The sequence below is a fragment of the Novosphingobium sp. Leaf2 genome (genome assembly GCF_001421325.1).
Lineage (GTDB): Bacteria > Pseudomonadota > Alphaproteobacteria > Sphingomonadales > Sphingomonadaceae > Novosphingobium.
Map to the genome: position 1 here is coordinate 99,524 of NZ_LMJY01000019.1, position 19,035 is coordinate 118,558.

Consider the following 19,035-nt stretch of genomic DNA (forward strand, 5'->3'; position numbering starts at 1 on the left):
TTTGCCGTGCATCTTGCATTGCACTATACATGTGTAATGACTGGTCGCAACCGCCCTTTTCGGAGAGCCCACGTGATATTTTTGTGCAAGGCGGTTGACGTACCGGTGGGTCGGGCCAAGCGCATCGCGCGCGGCCGCAAGCCGGCGGTGGCCGTGTTCGAAGTCGGCGGGGTGTTCCACGCTACTGCGGACCAGTGCACGCACGGCACTGCGCTGCTTTCGCGCGGGAAGATAATCGACGGCGTGCTTATCTGCCCGCTGCATGCCGGCAGCTTCGATCTGGTCACCGGCGCACCGGTGGACCCGCCGTGTGATGAGCCGCTGGCCGTCTATCGGGTGGAACTGCGCGATGACGGAATCTACGCCGACGTGCCGGACTGAGCGGCGCGATCAAACCGTGGCAGCAGCAGGAACACCACCAGCGCCAGCACCATCAGTGCGCCGACCAGATAAAGGCCAGGCGCATAGCTGCCGTTGCGGTCGTACGCGGCATTGAGAAGCAGGGGAGACAGACCGTTGCTGATCAGCGCGCCGGCATAGGCAACACCGGAAATCGCGCCCATCTCACGCAGGCCAAAGTAGCGGGCGAGCAGATACGGCAGCACACTGAATTCAACGCCAAGACCCATGCCGGTAAGGATACTGCCCAGCACCGCCATCCCCGGGCCCTTGGCATGGGCCAGCAGGATCAGCCCCGCTGCGGCCAGCGCGAAGAACGCCGCCGTGCGGCGCGGGCGCGCTGCATCGTCAAGCATGTGGCCGGCAAGCGGCTCGATCACTACGCAGACCAGCGCAAACAGGGTGACCGCCAGGGTCGCGCTGCCCACCGCAACGCCTTGCGAGGTCAACACCGTAACCGTGCTGGCAAAGACGCCCGTAAGGGCGCCGCCGCCAACCGGCACTGCCGCGAAGATCGCCCAGAACAGCGGGCTGCGCATCGCCTGCGCGAACGTGGCGCCGGCTTGAGCCCCCTCCTCCTGGGCCACGGCCTGCCGGGGTTCGCGCAAAGTTACGAACAGGATCGGGAAAGCCGCCAGCAGTATGAATACGCCCAGCGCACCGAATGCCACCCGCCAGCCGACGGTGGCCGCCAGGAACGCCGCGAGCCCAGGCATGACCATACCGGCCAAGCCGTTGCCGACCCCGCCCACGAGGCCGAGCCAGAAGCCGCGCCTGGCAAGAAACCATTGGGACAGAAGTTTTGCCAACACCATCGTGCTCGCCAGCACGCCCACTGCGCCTGCCAGGAAAAACAGTGCGTAGAATGCGATGAGCGACACCGGGGCAAGGCCGATCAGCACCAGCGTCAGGCCTAGCGCGGCAAAGCCGGACAGCAGGGTTGCGCGGGTTCCAAACCGGTCGGCGATACGGCCCGCTATCGGGTAGCCCAGGGCCTGCGCCAGTGAGAGCGCGGTGAATGCGCCCGCCACTTCGGTGCGGGTCCAGCCCAGGTCCTGCGCGATCGGCACCAGCAGCACGCCCAGCGGGATCGAGATGCTGCCGGTCACGCCGATGAAATTGCCCAGGGTCGCGCCGAACACCAACCCGCCGCGCCCGGAACCGGACCTTGCGCGCAATGGACCGGACGCAGGGATGTTGGCGATCGCTTCGGTCATGGGACATCCTCGGATTGCAGCGTGGCCTGCCTCGGCGCGGCGGCGAAGGCCGCAGTCGGGGCGATGGTGACGGCGTGACGGCACGGCGCGCGCAGCACCGCGGCATGGTCCAGCGGCGAGCCGCCGGGCGCCACGAAATCAAGTTGGCTGTCGACGATCAGCCGTACGCCTTTTCTGCCGGACAGCATGGACGCGAGCGATGGAAGCACGTTGGGCGGCATGGCGAGGTGACTTCCGAAGCAGCGACCGGAGATCAAGCTACACAAAATTTACACGGTATCAACAATGTAATATGCCATGCATTATGTATCGCTAACCGATATGATATGCATTGCACAACGATGGCCAAACCTGCGCCCATGGCCGTGCCCGCTCGAAAGCGGCAGCGGCGGTGAGCACCAAGCCATCGGCAAGGTGGCGCCCCACGATCTGCAGCCCCACCGGCAGCCCGCTTCCGGTAAAGCCCGCCGGCACGCTCGCCGCCGGCTGTCCGGTCCAGTTGAACGGGTACGTGAACGGCGAAGCGTTGGCCTGTTGCGCAGGGATCGCGCCGATCGCATCGGGATTGAAGTCCTCCACGCTGAACGGCGGGGAGGATACGGTGGGCGTCAGCAACAGATCATAGCCCTGCATGAAGCGGCGCAGTTCGTTGCACACGCGCTGCCGGGCCATGGCCGCGTCGGTAAAGTCCTGCCCGGTCCAATCGCGCTCCAGCATCATCAACAGTCCGGGCAGGTGGATCAGGCCCTGCCCGGCCAGATCGCGCAAACCGCGCAGATCGGAATCGCGCATGATGATCGCCAGGAACACGTCGAACATGTCCTCAAGCACCGGCGTGTCGTCAACCACTTCGCAGCCCAGATCCGTTGCGAAGACCTGCGCGGCGGCCTGCGTGATCGCACGCACTTCGGGATCGACGGCGGAAAACCCGAAATCAGGCGTGAAGGCGATTCGCAGCGGCGGCAACGGTGCGCGCGGGGCGGCCAGCCAGTCCACATCGCCGGCGGGAAGCGAATGCCAGTCCCGCGCGTCCGGCCCGGCGATTACCGACATCAGCAACGACGCATCTTCGACCGTGCGGGTCAGCGGGCCCAGGTGCTCCACGCTTTCCCAACTGCTTACGCCGGGATAGCGCGGATCGCGGCAGCCCGGATACGCCGGCACGCGGCCGTAGGACGGCTTCAGCCCGAACAGGCCGCAGTAGCTGGCGGGCCCCCGGATCGAGCCGCCGCCATCGCTGCCGATACTCAGCGAACCCATCCCCGCCGCCACCGCCGCCGCGCTGCCCGCGCTCGATCCGCCCGATGTCATGGCCGTGTTCCAGGGGTTGGCCGTAGACGCAAAGACCGCATTCTTGCCTGCACCCGCATAGCCGAATTCCGGCGTATTGGTCTTGCCGATGACGATGGCGCCCGCCGCGCGCACGCGCTCCACGCAGACGTCGTCTTCCTCGGGGATGAAGCCCACGTAGGCGCGCGAGCCGCTGACCGTGGGCATATCGGCCGTGCAGATCAGGTCCTTTACCGATATCGGCACCCCGTGCAGCGGACCCAGCGCATCACCGCGCAGAACCGCCGCCTCGGCCGCACGAGCGTGATCGAGGGCCGGAGCGATGTCGAGATGACAGAACGCATGGACGAGCGGTTCGAGCGCCGCGATCCGGGCGAACACCGCGTCGACCACCTCGACCGGCGAAACCTGCCCGGAACGGATGAGCTGCGCCTGTTGCGTGGCCGTAAGCGCCGCAAGGTCGCCAACTCCAACGGTCGAGCCGGTGTTTGCCAGTCTGCTCATACCCAACTCCATAAAGACGCCGCGCGGCGCCAATGGAGCAAGGGTAAGGCTATCTGGCACGTCAGATCAATCAAAAAGCATGGAAATGTGCGCGGCATATTCGCGGTTTCGTTACCGGCATCTGCCAATACCGTCCCCAACGCAACGTGGAAGGAGACGGCAGATAGCGGTTTGCGCTTCGCCGTGCCTGCAGCCGGGTCCGAAAGCCTGAAAGCAAGGGTATCCGGCGTAGTCCCCGCACACGGATCACTTGTCGATCGCGGTTGTACTTGTCGTGGAGCGCACACTCTTTGGTACGGATCAACCCCTGCATTGCGGTACATCAAAAGTTATGGAACGATGCTGCCGGAACAAGATGAGGTGTCGGTCCGGCACGGGTCCAGTCATATTTTTTGAATATAGTGCCGTACAATTTGCATTGCATATTTTTCATGGCATCGTAATCTTGTCCGCAAGGCCTTTGCTTACGTTCGCGGCGCGGGGGCGCCGCCCGGGGTTTTTGAATCAACCAGAAAAAGACTGACCAGGGAGCGGATCTCAACCACAAAACAGGGAGATCCACATGCAATCAACAAACGTGATCGAACAGGTAGTCCGGCTCGCTATCTCAACCTCGCTCTTCGCGATCGCAGCGACCTCCACCCAGGCGATCGCGGCGGATGCCAGCGCCCCGGCCGATACCGACGCGCCGCAGTTGAGCGACATCATCGTTACCGGTGAAAAGCGCGAGACGCGTCTTCAGGACGTGCCGATCGCCATCACCGCCATCGACAGCAGCGTGCTGCGCCAGCGCAACACCAACAGCCTTGACGACCTTGACGGCTATGTCCCCGGCCTCAACATCGCCCGCAATCAGGGCGCCGAGCGCGTGATCACCATCCGCGGTATCGGCTATGAAACCAGTTCGAACCCTAACTCCCAGCCCGGCGTCGCCTTCCACATTGACGGCGTTTACATCGCCCACACCATGGCGCTCGGCCAGGACCTCATCGACGTCGACCGTATCGAAGTGCTGCGCGGGCCGCAGGGCACCGTCTTCGGCGAAACGTCTACCGGCGGCGCGATCAACGTCATCACCAACAAACCCAAGCTGGGCGACACCAGCGGCAATGCCTCGGCCTCGTACGGCAATTACAACTACGTGAAGGTCGATGGCGCGGTGAACGTGCCGCTTGGGCCGACCCTGGCGGCGCGGTTCGCCGGGCAGTACCTGCGTCACGACGGCTATGGCTATTCCGTTGGCGTGCCGAACGTCAGCAAGTACGCGCTGGATGACGCAAACAACCTGGCCGGGCGCGCCTCCCTGCTGTGGCAACCCAGTTCGACCTTCAGCGCCTTGCTCGAAGCCTCCGCATTCCACGCAGACCATGCCGGCGCGGTGCAGAAGCTGATCACGGACACGACCCCGGGCGCTCGCAACGTCGATCAGGACCTGCCTGCAACGTACAAGCTCGACACCCGTATGGTATCGCTGACGCTGTCGCAGGAGCTGAACGACACGATGGTACTGAAATCGGTCAGCGCATACCAGTACATGAACAAGAACCAGACGTCGGAGTCCGACCGCACGGCGAACCCCGCGATCTTCGATCACCTGGTGCGCTGGCACGATCGCAGCAAGACATTCAGCCAGGAAGTCACCCTCAGTTCGCAAAACACCTCCACCGTGGAATGGACCCTGGGCGGTTTCTTCCTGCGCCAGCGCGCACTGCAGGATATCCTGGAGCTATCGGCTCCGGGCATCGCAGCGGTGGTGTTGCCCGATGGCACGGGGGTGAAGTTCCAGACTGACAGCCCCTACCAGCACACCTCGCTCGCCGGGTACGGCCAGGCGATCTTCCACGCCTCCGATGCGCTCGCGATCACGGCGGGTCTGCGCTATAGCTGGGACAAGGTTTCCGCGCAGCCTTACCAGTTCTATTACCTGGTTCCGCCGCGCTCTGCCAAAAGCGATGCCCTGACCGGCAAGATCAGCGCCGACTACAAGCTGACGCCCGACAACTCCATCTATGTCACCGCATCCACCGGCTACAAGCCGACGGGCGTGAGCTTCGTTTCAGACAAACCGTTCGAAGCCGGCAGCTTCTCCTCCGGTCCGCAATACGTGCCGCAAAGCTTCAAGAAGGAGACGGTGAAAGCCCTGGAGATCGGCTCGAAGAACGAATTCTTCGACAGGCGCGTTCGCCTGAACGTGGCCGGATACTATTACTGGTACAAGAACTTCCAGTTCACCGCCGACGACCCGGTGCCTTTCGCCGGCGGCACCGACAACATTCCCAAGGCGGAAGTCTGGGGCGCCGAGGCGGAAGCCACGTTCATCGCCTCGCCGGCACTGCGCTTTGACGGCACGTTCTCATGGGGCAAGGGCAAGTTCACGTCGGACTTCCTGACCATCGATGCGCAGACAGCAGCGCAAGTGCGCGCGCAAACCTTCGCCGCGCTGGGCTACCCCGCCGGCTACTACTACGACGCGCGGATCGAGGCAGCCGTGGACGCCGCGCGCGAGAACCTGAACGGCAAACGTCTGCCAAAGATGCCGACCACGCAGGGCACTTTTGCGGCGACATATACCGCCGCGCTGCCCTCTGCCGAACTCGCGATGCGCGGTGAGGTGGCCTATCGCGGCAGCTACAACTACCGCGTGTTCGCCAACAGCTTCCTCGACAAGGTGCCGTCCTACACCATCTTCAACGCCTCGATCACGTATACACCTGAAGGTCAACCCTGGCGCCTGGCGCTTCGGGCGCAGAACATCAGCAACAAAGCGGGCATCGCCTCGCGCTTCTCGGACCCATATGGCTCTGGCACCACCAGCGTGGAATACATTCCGCCCCGCCAGGTGATGGGCAGCGTGTCGGTCAACTTCTGAGGGATAGCGGACGGGTCTTGCCAGCAAGGCTCGTCCGGCACCCCGCGGGCGGCGGCCCTAAGGCGGCGTAGACACATTCCGCAACGCCGCGATTTGCCTGTAAAGGGGCTGGACCAAAAGCCGCCACTTCCGCGTCGGCTTGGCTCGAAATATCGACATATTCCATCACCTCACCTCCTTGAACTGACGGCTTTTGCCTCCAGTCGTGGCGATGCGGAATGTGTCCACGCCGCCTAATGACGGATCAGCCGCGCTCTACCGTCAAAGGCACGCGTGCCGTTGCCTTGGATTTCGCGGCGGACGCCCCGCGCACCTTGGCAGCGCGCTTGGATGCTGGCTTGGCGGAGGATGCACGCTCCCCAAGTTCGCCCTGACGATCCCCCTGCAGCACCCGCATCACCGAGATCGAGCGCGCAGCCTGCTCGTAAAGGCCGCAGATCCGCCACATGCTCTTGATCGCGGCGGAGAGTTCCTCATTGCCCTGGAACGTCGTCCCCAACGTGTTGAGCAGGACATCCTTGCGCACTTTCGCGTAACGGTCGGTCAGTTCCATCCCCCGGTCGGTCACGCGGTAAGTCGTCTGCCGCAAGGGACCATCGCCCTTCTCGATCAGGCCCGCTTTCTCCAGCTTGCGCAGGGCGTACAGGATGTTGGAGGAATCGTCCCGGTTCAGGTAGCGCCCGATGTCCGCCGCGCTCTTGGGCTCCTCGTTCATGCGAATGAGCTGCAGAACGGAAACGTCGGGTTGCGCCAGATATTCACCACTCACGAATTCGTGGACGGACGACGACCAGCGCGCAAACGCCTCGGAAATGTGGTGCAGCGCAAATTCAAACTCGTGAAATTCACGCTCGGCCTCGCCGGGAGAAAGGTGCGATTTGAGCAGGAGATTCTTGGTTTGCTCGTCCTGATCCGCATTCCCGGCCATCGTCGATCCATCTTTTCATGTAAAGGTGCACAGCGAATTGCTCGCAAAACCTGACTGGAGAGATACGCCCAGTGCATCCGATTTTCAAACTGTAGCGGTGCACGCAACGGCGCGTTTTCAGATGATGTGCACATATATCGGCATCGGCCGCTGTCTTTCGGCTGCCCAAAGGGGGCAACCGCGCAAGGAATTGCGTTCGCCAGAACAGAGATGGCCACGCAACTTTGTGCATGAATTCGTACTGTCATCAAAGTTAAGTCAAACTGCCACGATCCTTGCCTAACCGACGCCCAGCATGGGTGCGACCATGCGAGATTCACAGGGCACATTTACATGATGGCAATTCGATCGACGGCCAAGGCCGCGCGCTGGGCAATGCTCGCTGGCACCGCGCTTACAGTGTGCTCGGCAACGCAGGTAATGGCACGCGAAGATGCCGCGACAGCGGACGCGGCTCCGGCGGCTGACGACACGTTGAGCGGCGGTGCAATCATTGTCACCGGCGCCAAGAGCACCCGGTCCGCCACGGCGATTTCGGACGCGGAAATCCAGAAGATCCTGCCCGGCGTCTCGCCGCTGAAGGCGATCCAGACGCTGCCTGGCGTCTTGTACATCACGGCCGATCCGTGGGGCAACAACGAGCAGAACGCGCAGATCTTCATCCACGGGTTCGCCGGCAACCAGCTTGGCTACACGATGGACGGCATTCCGCTGGGCGATCAGAGCTATGGCAACTACAACGGCCTGTCCCCCCAGCGCGCGGTGATTTCGGAGAACGTGGGCCGGGTCGTCGTGGCGACCGGCGCCGGCGATCTGGCGACCCCTTCGAACAGCAACCTGGGCGGCACGGTGGAAACCTTCTCGTCCGACCCGCTCAGCCGGTTCAGCATCCGCGGTGCGCAGACGGTGGGCAGCTACGACACGTCGCGCACCTATCTGCGCATCGACAGCGGCGATCTGGGCGGCGGCAATTCGGGCTATATCTCCGGCGTGCGGCAGCGGGCACGCGCCTGGGACTTCAACGGCATCCAGAAGGGCTGGCAGGCCAACGCGAAGTTCGTGCACGACGACGATGCCGGCAAGCTGACGCTCTATTTCGACTACAACGACATGACGCAGCCCAACGAGGATGCGACCGTGTTCTTCAAGCCCTCCGCAGGTGGCACCGCCACCGCCGTGCAGTTGTTCACGCCCTATACAAAGCCGTTCTTCTATCCCGATTTCGACGGCTACCGGACCAATTATCTGAGCGCGCTGGGCAACTCCCCTGCGGCGGCTGGCAGCAATTACCGCAACTATTACTCGGACGCGCAGCGCACCGATTATCTGGGCTACGTGCGCTACGACGCACACCTGTCCGACAAGATCACCTGGTCCAACACCGGCTATTATCACCACAACGACGGTGCCGGCGTGGTAGCCGGCCCGCTCGGCCAGTCTATCACGACCGCGCAAGCCTATCTTGATCCCAACTACGCGACCCTGCCGACCAACTGCCGGTTCACCGCCAACAACAACGGCGTGCGCCCCTCTGCCTGCACGGCGTTGACCAACGCCCAGGCGGCAGCGTCCGGCGCTGCGCTGGTGGCGGCTACGGGCGGTTCGGGCATGATCACCCGCACCACCGAATACCGCATTGATCGTGAAGGCCTGATCTCGGCGATGAATATCGACCTTGGCGCGCACAAGATCGAGTTCGGCGGCTGGTTCGAGCACAACAGCACGACGCAGTGGCGCCGCTGGTATGCCGTACCGGTGTCCGATTCTTCGCTCAGCACGCCCTACGTGCGCCCCGCCGACGTGCTGGACCCGCTGTTCACGCAGTATCAGGGCGAAGCGCGGATCAACCAGTTGCAGCTGCACCTTCAGGACACCTGGCAGGCGACCGACAGGCTGCTGGTGCAAGGTGGCTTCAAGACCAGCGCGCAGTGGGCCAGCGGCCGCTTCCCGGTGCAGCCGCGCGTCGGTTCGCTGGGTGGCACCACCGCGCTGCCGGAAGGCAAGATCAACACCAAGAACTGGTTCCTGCCCGCCTTCGGCGCGACGTATGATTTCAACGGACATGAGCAGGTCTACTTCAACGTCCAGAAGAACCTGCGCCAGTATCAGGCCTATCTCGCTGGCGGTGGCGGTCCCTGGTTCACTGGCAGCCAGGCCGCGTTCGATGCCTTTGCCGATGAGGGCAAGCCCGAGACCAGCTGGAGCTACGAAGCAGGCCTGCGCACCAGCCGCACGTTTGCCAACGACGTGGCGATCCAGGCGCAGATCAACTACTACCACGTCGATTTCAGCAACCGCCTGCTCGCCATCCCGACCAACCCGGGCGGGATCGCCGGCAGCGGCATCACCGGCGGCACCTCGACACTGGTGAATGTCGGCGACGTAAAGACCAACGGCGTTGACGCCGCGATCACGCTGCGCATCGGGCGCAAGTTCTCGCTCTACAACGCCGTCTCGTACAATCTGTCCAAGTACCAGAACGACTACACCTCAACCGCGCTGGGCATCGGCGCGGCCACTAACACCTGCATCGGCGGCTTCATAGTGACCGGCGGCGTCGTGCCGACGTGCGGCAAGCAGCTTCCCGGCACGCCGAAGTGGATGAACAAGACGGTCGCGACGCTGGACGTTGGCCCTATCGAAGTGCAGGCGATCGGGGACTATGTGGGCCGCCGCTTCGCCACCTATACCAACGACACCAGCGTCTCCTCGTACTTCCTGACCTCGCTGCGCGTCGCCGCGCGAGTGCCGGACCGCACGCTGCCGCTGGACAAGGTGGAACTTGCGCTCAACGTCACCAATCTGACGGACAAGAAGGGCGTGTCGACACTGTCGATCGGATCGGCCACAAACAGCTATTCGGCGTATCCGATCGCGCCGCGCCAGTGGTTCCTGACGCTTTCGGCGGCCTATTGAGCGTCATGTTCTCAAGGCGCTGTACACTGATCGGCGGCGCGGCCCTGGCCTGCGCCGCCGCGCTTCCGGCAACCGCCGCGCCCCGGCGCCAGGGCGCGCCGCTGGTGATCGGCCACCGCGGCGCCTCGGCGCTGCGGCCCGAACACACGATCGGTTCGTACGCCAAGGCGATCGAGGACGGCGCGGACTTCATCGAGCCTGATCTGGTGGCGACCAAGGACGGCGTGCTGGTTGCCCGGCACGAGAACAACATCGCGGAAACTACCGACGTGGCCGCGCACCCGCAGTTCGCCAGCCGCCGCACGCAAAAGACGATCGACGGGCAGGCGGTGACCGGCTGGTTCACCGAAGACTTCACTCTGGCCGAACTCAAGCAGCTGCGCGCGCGTGAACGGCTTACCGGCATGCGCACACAAAGCCATTCCTACGACGGGGCGTTCCAGATCGTCACGTTCGAGGAAATCGTCGATTTTGCCGCTGCCGAAGCGGCAGCGCGCGGGCGGCCAATCGGGCTGATCCCCGAAATCAAGCACGGCACGTACTTCGCCGGCATCGGTCTGCCGCTGGAACCGCGCCTGCTGGCGATGATCGGCCTGGGCGGCTACCTGCGCCGCGCACCGCTGGTCATCCAGTCGTTCGAGGTCGGCAACCTGAAGGCGCTGCGCCCGAAAGTGGCCGGCTTTGCCAACGTCCAGCTCATGCAGCTGATCGAAGCGCCGCAGAACGCCCCTTACGATCTGGTCGCGGCTGGCTGGAAGGGCACGTACGCGCAGATGCTAACGCCCGAAGGGCTGGCGGAAATCGCGACGTATGCCGACTGGCTGGCCCCCCAGGTCCGCGCCTACATCCCGCTCGACGCCGCAGGCCGGCTCGGCGCCTCGACGGGTCTCGCCGCAGCAGCACAGCGCGCGGGCCTTCTGGCCGGCACTTGGACTTTCCGCCCGGAGAACAGCTTCCTCGCTGCCGATTTCCGCGACAATGCCGGCCCAGCCGCGCGCAACCCGACCGGCAGTATCGCTGAAATCCGGCGCTATCTTGCCGAGGGCCTCGATGGCTTTTTCACCGACGACCCCAAACTGGGACGCGAGGCGGTCAAACAATTTGAGGGATGAGGCAAAGCCTTCAGCGCGCGGCAGCCGACACTGACATAGCGGCCCGCCACACTTGCGCGAGCGCCCGTGGCGCGAATACCAGACCGCCGAACATGGCGGGGGCGATCATCGCGCCCCAGTAGAAGTTGTCCCACCGCCCCGCGATCATGAAGGCAAAGCCGTAGCCTGCGCACAGCAGGAACCCGAACAAGCCGGAGCGGCTGCGCCAGCCCAGCCAGCCGAACGTCATCAGAACAACCGCCGGGCCGGCCAGAAAATGCGGCAGCCAGCGCAAGTTGCTGGATTGCACGACGTTGGCCAGCCAACCCGTCATCCCGCGCATCACCAGCCACGGCGGGCTGTGCCGCTCGTTCGCCAGCACATGCTGCTCCACCAGCGACAGGTGCCAAGCGAGACCAGCGGCGAACACCACGATGAGTGCGATCCACGCCGCCGCCTCGCGCCAGTTGCGGTTCCAGGCCGCAAAGGCCGCCATCAGCAGCACGAACGGCAGCGCCAGTTCGCGGATGGCGAGCGCGAGCGCAGCTGCGCACAAGGCCGCTATCCAGCGCCCACCCTGCCCGTCCCTGCCAGGCCGGTGCAACCCGAAAGACAGGGCCAGCAGTCCACCGGACCACAGTTCATGGAGCGGAAAATAATGGCGGTTAAGTTGTAGCGATGCACCCACGAACACCAGCGCGGTGCCGATGCGCGGCAGCCGCCCGCGATCTTCCGGCCGCTCGCCCAGCCGGCGCCACCACACCGCTACGATGGCCAGCATCAGCGCAATAGCGGCCACCACCTGCCCGGTCTTGCCCAGCCAGGCGTCGAGATAAGCTAGCGTCGGCAGGCGCACGGCGATGGCGGGGTTCACCGGGTAGTTGCGCGCACGCTGTTCGGGCACGATGAAGTCGTAATAGTTTTCGCCGCGGGCAATCCGCGCGATCGCCACCTCATACAGCGCGATGTCTTCGTCGTACGGCGTCTTCGCGGTGTTGACTGCGTGGCCCGCCGTATCCACCGGGCCTTCGACTGCCCCCTGCCAAGGCGAGCGGTTGCCCGGCTTGTTGGTGGGGAATATCATGGACGCGATCAGCACGGCCAGCAGCAGCACCAGCGCGGCGCGCGCCCATGCAGGCGACAGACGCGACAGCCAGCCGCCAGCCGGGGATGTCAGTGAAGAAGTGTCCAGTACGTCAGGCCCCACGCGATGCCGCCCCCCAGGATTGCGGCCAGAGCATAACCACTCCAGTGGTTACTTTCGCGTTTACGAGACCGGCGCCGATCCCAGATCAGGTCCACTTTGGGCAGCGGCGCCTGTTCGGGCGCGCCGCCCTTGGCAGGGAAGCGTTCCTCGATCCGGCGCACCAGCGCGGGCAGGCGCAGCAAGGTGTCCACATCGGTACGCAGGCGATCGACGATCATCGCCTCTGGCCCCAGCTCGTCGCGGATCCAGTCCTTCACGAACGGGCCGGACACGTCCCACATGTTGATCTGCGGGTCGAGCGCGGTGGCCAGCCCTTCGACCATCACCATCGTCTTTTGCAGCAGCAGCAAATGGGGCTGCACGGCCATGTCGAAATCGCGGGTGATGGCGAACAGCCCGTCCAGCATGGCTCCGACCGACAGTTCGGACACCGCCTTGCCGCGCATCGGTTCGCCCACCGCGCGCAGCGCGGTCGCGAAATCGTCCACCGTGTGATAGCTGGGCACGTACTGCGCCTCGAAGTGGATTTCCGCGACGCGGCGATAATTACCGGTCGTCAGGCCATAAAGAATCTCGGCCAGCCACAGCCGGGCCTGACGGTCGATCCGGCCCATGATCCCGAAATCGATGGCAACGATGGTCGCCTTGCCGGGCGCGCCGCGCACGAACAGGTTGCCCTGGTGCATGTCGGCATGGAAAAACCCGCAGGAAATCGCCTGGATGAGGAACGTCAGCACCAGCCTGCGCGCCAGTGCCGGCAGATCGTGCCCCGCCTCGCGCAAGCCGGACAGGTTGCTCATCTTGATGCCGTCGATCCACTCGATCGTCATCACCGCGCCGCTGGTCCGGTCCCAGTCGATGGCGGGAACACGGTAATCGTCGATCCCCTTCATCGCGTCGGCCAGTTCCGAGGCGGAAGCCGCTTCGCGCCGCAGATCGAATTCGCGCAGCGTCCAGCGCTTGAGGTTGGCGATCACCGCGCGCGGGCGCAGACGCGATGCCTCCCCGCCCAGCGCTTCGAGATGCGCGGCGGCCCACTCATACGTTTCCACATCGCGCGTGAACTGCTCGCGAATACCGGGGCGCAGCACTTTGACCGCAACCGTGCGCCCATCCAGCGTCACCGCACGGTGCACCTGCGCGATCGAGGCCGCGCCAACCGGCGTTTCCTCGATGGAGGCGAACAAGGTGGTTAGCGGACGACCGAACGTGGTTTCGATCTGGTGGCGGATTTGCCCGAAGTCCACCGGCGGCAGGCTGTCCTGCAAGCTCAGCAGATTGCGCGCGGGGCCCTCACCGACCAGATCGGGCCGGGTTGCCAGCGCCTGGCCCAGCTTGATCGCTGCCGGACCGATGGATTCGAACGCGCCGGCGTAATCCGGCTCTGCCGGCACGCGCGCACCGAACCGTGCGATCCGGCACAAGCGCTTGACCGGGCCAGGCGCATTGCGATCGTTCTCGATCCCGCGCAGCGCACCGTGGCGCGCCAGAACGCGGCCCCACTTGAGCAGCCGGGTGATGTGCGTGACGGCGGAGGTCACCGGGGTGTCAGACCTTCCACCCCGAATGAATGGCCACAAGGCCGCCCAGGATCGGCTCCACCTTGGTATGCCGGAAGCCGGCGGCCCGGATCATGCCTTCGAATTGCGGCATCGGCGGGAAGCGGCGAATCGATTCGATCAGGTAGCGGTAGGATTCGGCATCGCCCGCGATCATGCTGCCCAGCTTGGGCACCAGCTTGTGCGAATAGGCGTCGTACACGTCCTTGAAGCCGGGCCACTCGGTCGTCGAGAATTCCAGGCAGAAAAAGCGCCCGCCGTACTTCAGCACGCGGTGCGCTTCAGCCAGCGCCTTGTCGATGTGCGTGACGTTGCGGATGCCGAAAGCGATCGTGTAGGCGTCGAACGCGCGGTCCTCGAACGTCAGTTCCTCGGCGTTCTGGCGCGACCAGACCAGCGTGTCGATCCCGCGCTCCATCGCCCGCTCTATGCCCACGTCCAGCATGTCCTGGTTGATGTCCGACACGGTGACGTGCGCGCCGTCCTTCTCCATGCGAAACGCGATGTCGCCGGTGCCGCCCGCCATATCGAGGATCTGCTCACCCGCGCGCGGTTTCACGCGGCGCACGAACTTGTCCTTCCACAAACGGTGCATACCCACCGACATCGCGTCGTTCATGATGTCATACTTGCGGGCAACGGAGGAGAAGACAGCGCCTACGCGCTCTTCCTTCTCTTCGGGACGGACATCTTCGTAGCCGAAGGAAACGGTATCGCTCATGCGTGATCCTCTAACCGGCGGGGGGCCGGGGCGCCACCAAAGTTTTGTTCGCCTCACCCCGCAACGCCAGAGCGGAAAGTATGATCCCGGCCAGGATCGCGGCCATGCCCAAATAGTGGTAGCGCTCCAGCCGTTCGCCCAGCAGCAGCGCGGACAGCAGCGCGCCGAACAGCGGCATCAGCGTGATCGCTTGGCCCGCCCGCGCCGCGCCCAGTTGCGCGGTGGCGGAATTGTAGATGAAATAGGCCAATACGGAGGGGAATATGCCGACATAGGCGAACGCGGCGATAGTGCCCGCGCTCCACACCACGCGCTGACCATGCGCCCATTCCCACGCGGCCAGCGGAGCCATCGCCGCCGCGCCAAGGATGAAGACCAGCAACAGGAACGCCCCCGGCCCGATCGCCGGCTTCTTCCTGAGCAGCACAGTATAAAGGCCCCAGACCAGCACGCCGCACAACACCAGTGCATCGCCCGCGCCCAGGTGCAGGCCGGACAGCGCGGAGAGGTCACCGCGAAACACGATAAGCACCACGCCGAGGGTGGATGCCAGCACGCCCGCGACCTGGATCGGCACCGCCCGCGTCTTGAACAGCGCACGGTCGAGCACGAGCACCAGCGCCGGGATCGCGGCCTGCAGCAGCAGCGCGTTGGCCGCGCTGGTGTGGTGCAGGCCTGAGTAGATGAAGGCGTTGAAGCACACGATGCCCAGAAACCCCAGCGCGGCGATCCAGCGCCACCCCGCCATCGCCGCCGCACGCTGCTGCCACGCGGTACGCGCTGCGAACGGGGCGATGATGATCGCGGCGATCAGCCAGCGCCCGAATGCCAGGGTAAAGGGCGGGATCACATCGCGCACGGCGCGCCCGGTTATCGAATTGCCTGCCCAAAACAGCATGACGAGACCAAGCAGCAACAGGGCGCGGGTGGTGGAACGCGGTTGGGACATGCCGCCCCGCCTAGCGTCACCGGCGCACAATGGCGAGACTGGACTGGCTGCGCCGCGCGTGTGTCCCTATGTCATAGCCAACATGCCCGAACTTCCCGAAGTCGAAACCACGGTGCGCGGCCTTGCCCGCTTTCTCGAAGGCGAGCGGATTGCGCGTGTCGTGGTAAACCGCCCGGACCTGCGCCGCCCGTTCCCGCCCGATCTGGTGCAGACGCTGACCGGCGCGCGCGTCACCACGATGGGGCGACGCGCCAAATACGGGCTGATCCATACCGACCGCGACCAGACCATGGTGTTCCACCTGGGCATGTCCGGCCGCTGGCGCATCGAGCCCGAAACGCCGGACAAGCACGATCATCTGCTGCTGGAAACGGCGGGCGGCCACGTTCTGGCGCTTAACGATGCGCGGCGGTTCGGCTCTGTCGACCTGGTGCCCACCGGCGCGCTGGATAGCTGGGGCCCGTTCGCCTCGCTTGGCCCTGAGCCGCTGGGCAGCGGGCTGACGAGCGGCCACCTGTACACTGCGTTCGCCGGGCGCACCGCGCCGGTAAAGCAGATGCTGCTCGACCAGACGATCGTGGCAGGGCTGGGCAACATCTATGTGTGCGAGGCGCTGTTCCGGTCCGGCATCCGGCCAGACAAGGCGGCGGGCCGCGTCACACGCCCGGCCCTGGCACGGCTGGTGCCGGCAATCCGCGAGGTCTTGTCCGAATCGATTGCGGCCGGCGGCTCCACGATCCGCGACTATGCCCAGCCCAACGGCGAACTTGGCTATTTCGCCGCATCCTGGCAGGTCTATGGCCGCGAAGGCGCTGCCTGCGCCTGCGGCGCGCCGGTGCAGCGGTTCGTACAGGGCGGGCGCAGCACCTTCTGGTGCCGCAAATGCCAGAAATAGGGGCTTTGCGCCGCCCCTCCGGGTTGACGCAAACGGCCTTCATCGCTAAGGGGCGCGCTTTCCGGCGAGTCCTGCTCGCCAAAGCAGATTCGTCAGACATCGGCGGCCCAGTCAACTGTTGGGGCGCCACACAGAGGAAATTCGATGGCCAATACGCCGCAAGCCCGCAAGCGCATCCGTCGCAACGATCGCCGCGCCGAGATCAACACCAACCGCGTCAGCCGCATCCGTACCTTCATCAAGAAGGTCGAGACGGCTCTGGCTGGTGGCGACAAGGATGCCGCTGCGGCCGCGCTGAAGGAAGCGCAGCCCGAGCTGGCACGCGGCGTGGCGCGCGGCGTGCTTCACAAGAACACTGCGTCGCGCAAGCTGTCGCGTCTGACCAAGCGGGTATCCTCGCTCTGATCAGCGAGTGATTCGCTTCTTACGCGAGTTTTCGAAAGCTTGCGCAAGGTACGGAACAGGAACGGAGCCGGGGTCGTCGATCCCGGCTCCGTTTTCGTTTGTGCTGCGGTGCAGCAACCCATCGCGGTAATCGGCGGAAATGCTGCGATTCGAACTGCTGCGGCGCGGAACTTTTTGATTCTAAACAACATTACAGTTCGACGACGGATTTGCGCCACTCCCGCGTGAGTCAACCGTCATAATTTTTTTTATTTGGGGAGGACCGTATTGCCTGCGCGGCGATGCGGTTCATACAGAGCCTCGAGCCGTGCGGAACGGCTTGGGGAACAGCATCAATCCTGACGTACCGGCCGAGAACGCACGTTCGCGGTTGAGGATCGTTTTACGCTGATTTTTGCTGGGATTCAGGCTTCCGCAACCATCGGGCAACCACACCGTTGCCCCGCACACGAGACAGGGAGTTGATAGCGATGTCGAATACGTCAACAGGTCAGCCCCTGATATACCTCGCCGCGGAAGATGGGGCTGAAGGCGCAAGTGTGAACAAGAAGACGAAGGCGGTACGTGTGGCGATGGAAGAAGATCAGGAAGCCGTTAATCTGGCGGCAGACTGGGCAGACATCAGCCAAGGCCTGCGCAAGGATCTGGGCCACCAGGCCCACAGCCAGTGGATCAAGCCGATCCAGCCGGGCAACTGGTGCAAGGAAACCGGCACGCTGGACTTGTATCTCCCCACCGAATTTTCGGCGAACTGGGTGAACGACCGCTTCGCGGACCGTCTGTCGCTCGCCTGGAAGATCGCGCGCCCCGACGTGCGGCACGTGCGTATCCTGGTGCACCCCGGCCGCCGACAGCTGCCTGAGCTGCGGCTTGGCAACGGTGGCCGTCCGGCCAGCGCGCCGGCCAACGATTCGGCAAACGGCGGGACAGACCCGCTGGGCATCGCGCTGGCGGGCGAATCGTTCGCGGCGCTGGGCCAGGGCCCTGCCGGGATCGACGCATCACAAACCTTCACCAGCTTCGTCACCGGCACCTCCAACGTGCTGGCCTGCAACGCCGCGCAGCGCATGGCCGCCACCGAAACGCCGCAGTTCTCGCCGCTGTATCTCAAGGCCGCGACAGGTCAGGGCAAGACCCACCTGCTCCACGCGATCGGCCACGCCTATCTCGCCACCCATCCGCATGCGCGCATCTTCTACTGCTCGGCAGAGCGGTTCATGGTGGAGTTCGTGCAGGCTCTGCGCCAGAACCAGATGATCGAGTTCAAGTCACGCCTGCGCGGGTTCGACCTGCTGCTGGTGGACGACATCCAGTTCATCATCGGCAAGGCCAGCGCGCAGGAAGAACTGCTCTACACGATCGATGCGCTGCTGCAGGAAGGCAAGCGCCTGGTATTCGCCGCCGACCGTGCGCCGCAAGCGCTGGACGGCGTGGAGCCACGCCTGCTCTCGCGCCTGTCGATGGGGCTGGTGGCCGACATGGCGCCAGCCGATATCGAATTGCGCCGCTCGATACTGGAAAGCCGCCTGCAGCGCTTCGCCTCGATCCAGGTGCCCGCAGACGTCATCGAATTTCTGGCCCGCACCATCAATCGCAACGTGCGCGAACTGGTGGGCGGCCTCAACAAGCTGATCGCCTACGCCCAGCTCACCGGCCAAGCGGTCTCGCTGCAGCTGGCCGAGGAACAACTGACCGACATCCTGTCGGCCAACCGTCGCCGGATCACGATCGACGAGATCCAGCGGACGGTCTGCCAGTTCTACCGCATCGATCGCACCGAGATGAGCTCCAAGCGCCGCGCCCGCGCGGTCGTGCGGCCGCGTCAGGTGGCCATGTATCTCGCCAAAGTGCTGACGCCGCGCTCCTACCCGGAAATCGGTCGCAAGTTCGGTGGCCGCGATCATTCCACCGTCATCCATGCGGTCCGCCTGATCGAGGAACTGCGCACCCGCGATGCCGATATGGACGGTGACGTGCGCTCGCTGCTGCGCCAGCTGGAAAGCTGATTTCCCGCTGGTTTCTGGCGCATACCGTCCGGCGCTCGGCTGAGCGGTTTACGGCAAAAAATTAACGATTAGATAAGGC

The 19,035-nt window shown here is 64.5% G+C and carries 15 protein-coding genes; 7 read left to right on the forward strand and 8 right to left on the reverse strand.

What is annotated here, in order from left to right; all coding sequences use genetic code 11:
• Positions 1-72: 72 nt before the first annotated feature.
• Positions 73-381: a non-heme iron oxygenase ferredoxin subunit gene (locus tag ASE49_RS14820; protein ID WP_056774194.1), complete on the forward strand. Its 309-nt coding sequence runs from the start codon at positions 73-75 to the stop codon at positions 379-381.
• On the opposite strand, the gene ASE49_RS14825 is transcribed toward ASE49_RS14820, so the two are convergent.
• From ASE49_RS14825 to ASE49_RS14835, 3 genes are all read right to left on the reverse strand, one after another.
• Complete coding sequence (locus tag ASE49_RS14825) at positions 360-1,616, reverse strand: MFS transporter (RefSeq protein ID WP_056774197.1); 1,257 nt, start codon at positions 1,614-1,616, stop codon at positions 360-362. The genes ASE49_RS14820 and ASE49_RS14825 overlap by 22 nt on opposite strands.
• On the reverse strand, positions 1,613-1,837 hold the full coding sequence (locus ASE49_RS14830; RefSeq protein ID WP_056774200.1) for a hypothetical protein: 225 nt from the start codon (positions 1,835-1,837) through the stop codon (positions 1,613-1,615). Before ASE49_RS14830 ends, ASE49_RS14825 begins: the two co-directional genes overlap by 4 nt.
• Before the next feature lie 91 nt (positions 1,838-1,928).
• On the reverse strand, positions 1,929-3,410 hold the full coding sequence (locus ASE49_RS14835) for an amidase (protein WP_056774204.1): 1,482 nt from the start codon (positions 3,408-3,410) through the stop codon (positions 1,929-1,931).
• A 562-nt stretch (positions 3,411-3,972) separates the two neighbouring features.
• Between ASE49_RS14835 and ASE49_RS14840 the strand changes: the two genes are divergently transcribed.
• Positions 3,973-6,279: a TonB-dependent receptor gene (locus tag ASE49_RS14840; RefSeq protein ID WP_056774206.1), complete on the forward strand. Its 2,307-nt coding sequence runs from the start codon at positions 3,973-3,975 to the stop codon at positions 6,277-6,279.
• Between the two features lie 244 nt (positions 6,280-6,523).
• On the opposite strand, the gene ASE49_RS14845 is transcribed toward ASE49_RS14840, so the two are convergent.
• Entirely contained in the window at positions 6,524-7,207 is a 684-nt protein-coding gene (locus tag ASE49_RS14845; protein WP_056774209.1) for a winged helix DNA-binding protein, read from the reverse strand.
• 333 nt (positions 7,208-7,540) lie between these two features.
• On the opposite strand from ASE49_RS14845, the gene ASE49_RS14850 reads away from it, so the two are divergent.
• On the forward strand, positions 7,541-10,123 hold the full coding sequence (locus ASE49_RS14850; RefSeq protein ID WP_156370333.1) for a TonB-dependent receptor: 2,583 nt from the start codon (positions 7,541-7,543) through the stop codon (positions 10,121-10,123).
• A 5-nt stretch (positions 10,124-10,128) separates the two neighbouring features.
• Entirely contained in the window at positions 10,129-11,235 is a 1,107-nt protein-coding gene (locus ASE49_RS14855; protein WP_056774210.1) for a glycerophosphodiester phosphodiesterase, read from the forward strand.
• Between the two features lie 10 nt (positions 11,236-11,245).
• On the opposite strand, the gene ASE49_RS14860 is transcribed toward ASE49_RS14855, so the two are convergent.
• From ASE49_RS14860 to ASE49_RS14875, 4 genes are read right to left on the reverse strand one after another with little or no spacing between them, the layout of a single operon-like run.
• Positions 11,246-12,421, reverse strand: coding sequence for a hypothetical protein (locus ASE49_RS14860; protein ID WP_200922059.1), 1,176 nt, complete (start codon positions 12,419-12,421; stop codon positions 11,246-11,248).
• A complete protein-coding gene (gene ubiB, locus ASE49_RS14865; RefSeq protein ID WP_056774213.1) occupies positions 12,388-13,962 on the reverse strand; it encodes a 2-polyprenylphenol 6-hydroxylase in 1,575 nt (524 codons plus the stop codon). Before ubiB ends, ASE49_RS14860 begins: the two co-directional genes overlap by 34 nt.
• 7 nt (positions 13,963-13,969) lie before the next feature.
• A complete protein-coding gene (locus ASE49_RS14870) occupies positions 13,970-14,701 on the reverse strand; it encodes a class I SAM-dependent methyltransferase (RefSeq protein WP_056774215.1) in 732 nt (243 codons plus the stop codon).
• Positions 14,702-14,711: 10 nt separating this feature from the next.
• Positions 14,712-15,650: a DMT family transporter gene (locus tag ASE49_RS14875; RefSeq protein WP_056774217.1), complete on the reverse strand. Its 939-nt coding sequence runs from the start codon at positions 15,648-15,650 to the stop codon at positions 14,712-14,714.
• Between the two features lie 82 nt (positions 15,651-15,732).
• On the opposite strand from ASE49_RS14875, the gene mutM reads away from it, so the two are divergent.
• From mutM to dnaA, 3 genes are all read left to right on the forward strand, one after another.
• Entirely contained in the window at positions 15,733-16,545 is an 813-nt protein-coding gene (gene mutM / locus ASE49_RS14880) for a bifunctional DNA-formamidopyrimidine glycosylase/DNA-(apurinic or apyrimidinic site) lyase (protein ID WP_056774220.1), read from the forward strand.
• A 144-nt stretch (positions 16,546-16,689) separates the two neighbouring features.
• A complete protein-coding gene (gene rpsT, locus ASE49_RS14885) occupies positions 16,690-16,950 on the forward strand; it encodes a 30S ribosomal protein S20 (protein ID WP_056774221.1) in 261 nt (86 codons plus the stop codon).
• Positions 16,951-17,522: 572 nt separating this feature from the next.
• Positions 17,523-18,956, forward strand: a complete 1,434-nt coding sequence (dnaA, locus tag ASE49_RS14890) for a chromosomal replication initiator protein DnaA (protein ID WP_056774506.1) — start codon at positions 17,523-17,525, stop codon at positions 18,954-18,956.
• Positions 18,957-19,035 lie beyond the last annotated feature (79 nt).